General features: G+C 70.0%; 4 protein-coding genes. All 4 read left to right on the top strand.

What is annotated here, in order from left to right; translation table 11 throughout:
• Positions 1-378, top strand: a 378-nt coding sequence (locus Q0Z66_RS12235) for a Fur family transcriptional regulator (protein ID WP_298041557.1), incomplete at its 5' end; no start/stop codon positions are given.
• Complete coding sequence (locus Q0Z66_RS12230) at positions 375-1,421, top strand: permease (RefSeq protein ID WP_298041555.1); 1,047 nt, start codon at positions 375-377, stop codon at positions 1,419-1,421. The genes Q0Z66_RS12235 and Q0Z66_RS12230, both read left to right, overlap by 4 nt.
• Complete coding sequence (locus tag Q0Z66_RS12225; RefSeq protein ID WP_298041552.1) at positions 1,414-2,199, top strand: TIGR03943 family protein; 786 nt, start codon at positions 1,414-1,416, stop codon at positions 2,197-2,199. Before Q0Z66_RS12230 ends, Q0Z66_RS12225 begins: the two co-directional genes overlap by 8 nt.
• Positions 2,189-3,747, top strand: a 1,559-nt coding sequence (locus tag Q0Z66_RS12220; protein ID WP_298041550.1) for an Ig-like domain-containing protein, incomplete at its 3' end; no start/stop codon positions are given. The genes Q0Z66_RS12225 and Q0Z66_RS12220, both read left to right, overlap by 11 nt.

Below are 3,747 nucleotides of genomic sequence, written 5' to 3'. Positions count from 1 at the left end.
CGCGAAGCGCTCTCCGATGCGCGCGGATTCGTCAGCGCGCAGGCGCTGCACGCGACCCTGCGGGAGGAGAACACCGGCATCGGCCTGGCTACGGTCTACCGCGCGCTCTCCGGCCTCGCCGCCTCCGGCGACGCCGATTCTTTGCAGAGTCCCGAGGGCGAGGCGCTCTACCGTGCTTGCTCGACCGAGGGCCATCATCATCATCTGATCTGCCGCTCGTGCGGCCTCACCGTCGAGATCGAGGCGAAGGACGTCGAGGCCTGGGCGCAGCGCACCGCCACGCTGCACGGCTTCACCGCTGCCGAGCACGTCGTCGACATCTTCGGCCTGTGCACCCCGTGCGCCAATCAGCGCGGGAAGAAGGACGAGGTCGCATGAGCGCCGTCTCGACGCACCGTCACCGTCCGGCCGCGGGCGGGCACCGTCATCCGCAGCGTCCGCGGCGATCGCCCTGGATCGGCGTGCTCCTGGGCGCCGTCGTCGTCGCGGCGCTGTTCGCGATCGACCGGTTCCTTCCGACGCTCTTCCCCCAATCCCTGCCCACTCGCGCCCAGGACGGGCTGACGCTCGCCCTCAGCGTGCTGATCGAAGCGCTGCCCTTCGTCGTGCTCGGTGTCGTGCTCTCGATCGTCGTGCAGGTCTGGCTGCCCGCCGACGCCATCCAACGCTGGCTGCCGCGGGCCGGCTGGGCCCGCCGCGCCGTGCTGTCGCTGCTCGGGATGCTGATCCCCGTCTGCGAGTGCGGCAACGTGCCGTTCGCCCGCGGCCTCATGATGCGCGGCCTGGCTCCTGCCGAGGCGATGACCTTCCTCATCGCCGCACCGATCGTGAACCCGATCGTCATCATCACGACGCACGCCGCATTCGGCTGGGACGGGGGCATCCTCATCGCCCGCCTCGTCGGCGGATACCTGATCGCGAACCTCATCGGCTGGATCTACAGCCGTCACCCCTCGCCCGACGCTCTGCTCACGCAGCAGTTCACGGCGACCTGTGAGCGCGTCACCCACGAGCACGGCACGCCCACGCGCCGCAGCCTCACCCAGTTCCTCATCGAACTGCGCGCCGTGATGCCCGCCCTCGTGATCGGCTCGGCGCTCGCCGGGGCCGTGCAGGTGCTCATCCCGCGCGATGTGCTCCTGGCGATCGGGTCGAACCCCGTTCTGTCGATCGTGGCGATGATGGCGTTGGCGATGACGGTCGCGATCTGCTCGAACGTCGACGCCTTCTTCGCGCTGTCGTTCGCATCCACGTTCTCGTCGGGCGCGCTCATCGCATTCCTGCTCGTCGGCCCGCTCGTCGACGTCAAGATGCTCGCGCTGCTGCGCACCACGTTCACCACGCGCACGCTCGTCGGCGTTGTCGTCGTGGTGCTGCTCAGCGCGTTCGCGATCGGGATCGGGGTGAACGTCCTTGGCTGAATCACGTTCTCGTCTTCGCGGCATCGCGTCCCGCTGGCTCGGGCTCGGGCTCGCGGTCGTGATCTCGATCGTCACCCTGGGGCTCGCGATCGCCGGACAGTTGACGCTCTACATCAGCCCCGGATCCATCTGGTTCGCGTGCGCCGGGGCTGTCGTGGTGCTGATCGGCGCGATCTGGTCGTTCACGCTCGCCCCGGGCGAGGAAGACGACCACGGGCATGATCACGGTGCGGCGCAGGAGGGGGCGGATGCTTCGGCCGCGGGCTCTGCGAAACGCGCGCTCGGACTCGTCGGAACCGTGACGGCGGGCGTCGCCGCCAGTGGCGTGGTCATCGCGGCGCTCGTCCTGCCACCGGCATCCCTCTCGGTCGAGCTCGCCATGTCGCGCGCCGACACCGGCGGAGTCCTCTTCGCGGGCGCCGATACCCCGACGCTCGGCGTCGCCGACACGACGACGTTCGGCATCGGCGAATGGTCGACCGTGTTCGCCACAGCGTCGCGCCCCGAATCGTACGACGGCTCGACCGTCACGCTGACAGGTTTCGTCACCCCCGGACAGGATGCGGATGCCGTGAACCTGACCCGTCTGGTCATCACGCACTGCGTGATCGACGCCCAGCCCGCCGCTGTTCCGGTGTCGCTCGAGGCATCCAGCTATGGCACCGGGCAGTGGATCGAGGTCACCGGAACCGTCGCCGCCGATGAGAACGGCGGGCTGCGGGTCATCCCCGAGAGCGTTGTCGAGATCGATGAGCCGGGGGATCCCTATGAGTACTGAGGGTCGGCCCGCGCCCCGCACCCGCGCCGAGGCGCGCGCCGCACGGGAGGCGGCGGAGGCGGCTTCGGTCGAAGCAGCGACGACCGCGCAATCCGAGCAACCCGCTCCGGTCGCTCAACCCGTCCAGCCCGCGGTCCCCGCGATCCCGCTCGCTCCCGAGCTGGTTCTCGCCGCGGTCCCGCCCTTCGTCGAAGACCCTCCTGCAGCGCCGAAGAAGCCGGGCGATCGCCGCTTCCTGGCCTCGCTGCTCGCCGTCGTCGGCGTTCTCGCGGTCGTGGTCACCGGCCTCGGCGCGGTGAGCCTGTTCCAGGGGCCGCGCATCAGCGAGGTTCAGGTCGACACGGCCGAGGCCATGCAGGTCTCGGGCAGCCGTGTCATCCTCACGCTGAACCAAGCCGTCGAACCGATCGCCGCTGAACAGGTGACGGTCGAACCGGCGGTGCCGTTCACGGTGGATGCCACGGGCCGAAGCATCGGCATCCGCTTCACCGTCCCGCTCGACGACGAGACCGACTACACGGTGACGGTCGCGGATGCGACCGGTATCGGCGGCGGCCCGTCCGCCGATCTGCGCACGGAGTTCACGACTCCGGCGTCGCAGGTCTTCCTGCTCAACCGCACCGATGACGACGACCAGATCTTCCGCACCGACCTCGCCGGCGAGGCGCGGCCCGTGTTCACGCATCCGCGCATCAACGACTACCGGGCGACGTCCACGCACCTGATCGTCGCGGTGGAGGACGAAGACGGATCGCGCATCCTCGTCATGAACCTCTCCGGCGAGGATGAGCGCGAGCTCGCCCTGCCCGGCGACGGCTACGTCAGCGCGGTGCAGGTCTCCGAACGCGGCGGGCTCGTCGGCTACACGTACTCCGACCGCGAGATCAGCGAGGAGAGCGGGCGCGCGAGCGTGCTGGTCACCCAGTCGATCTCCGGCGGGGATGAACCGCGCATCATCGAGGTCGGTGGTGCGGAGGCCAGCATCGCGGAGTGGCAGTTCGTGCCCGACTCGACGGCCGTGCTGTTCATCGACTTCGAAGGCACGCTGTCGCTCGACGACCGCTCCGGCGACGCCGGGGCGCAGCCCCTCGGGCTCGCGATGCGCCTGCTGGGGGTCTCCCGCGGCACGTACACCGCGATCGTCGAGCGCATCGACGGCAGTGTCGTGGAGCTGAACCTGGCCGATGGCTCGGAGGTCCCGCTCGCGGCATCCGAACCCGACTACGGTGCCGCGACGACCATCACGCCGTTCCCCGGCGGAACCCTGCGGCACGTCGTGGCCCGCGACGAGGTGGGCCTTCCCACCGGGCAGGCGATCATCCGCGTCGATGACGAGGGGCAGGCGACGCCGCTGCTCGAAGTCGGAGCCGGGAACGCGATCCTGCAGGCGTGCGCCTCGCCGAGCGGGCAGTACGCCGCCGTGACGGTGGCTCCCGACCTGGCGGGCAACACCTACGACGACATGCTCGTGCCGCTGCCCAAGCGGCTCGAGACGCACCTGCTCGACCTGCGCTCGGGGGAGGAGCTCGTCGCGCTCACGGGCTTCGA

This window comes from uncultured Microbacterium sp. (assembly GCF_947632095.1).
In the GTDB taxonomy this organism is placed as follows: domain Bacteria; phylum Actinomycetota; class Actinomycetes; order Actinomycetales; family Microbacteriaceae; genus Microbacterium.
The sequence above is the reverse complement of the archived record's forward strand: the minus strand, read 5'-3'. Positions and strand labels throughout refer to the sequence as shown.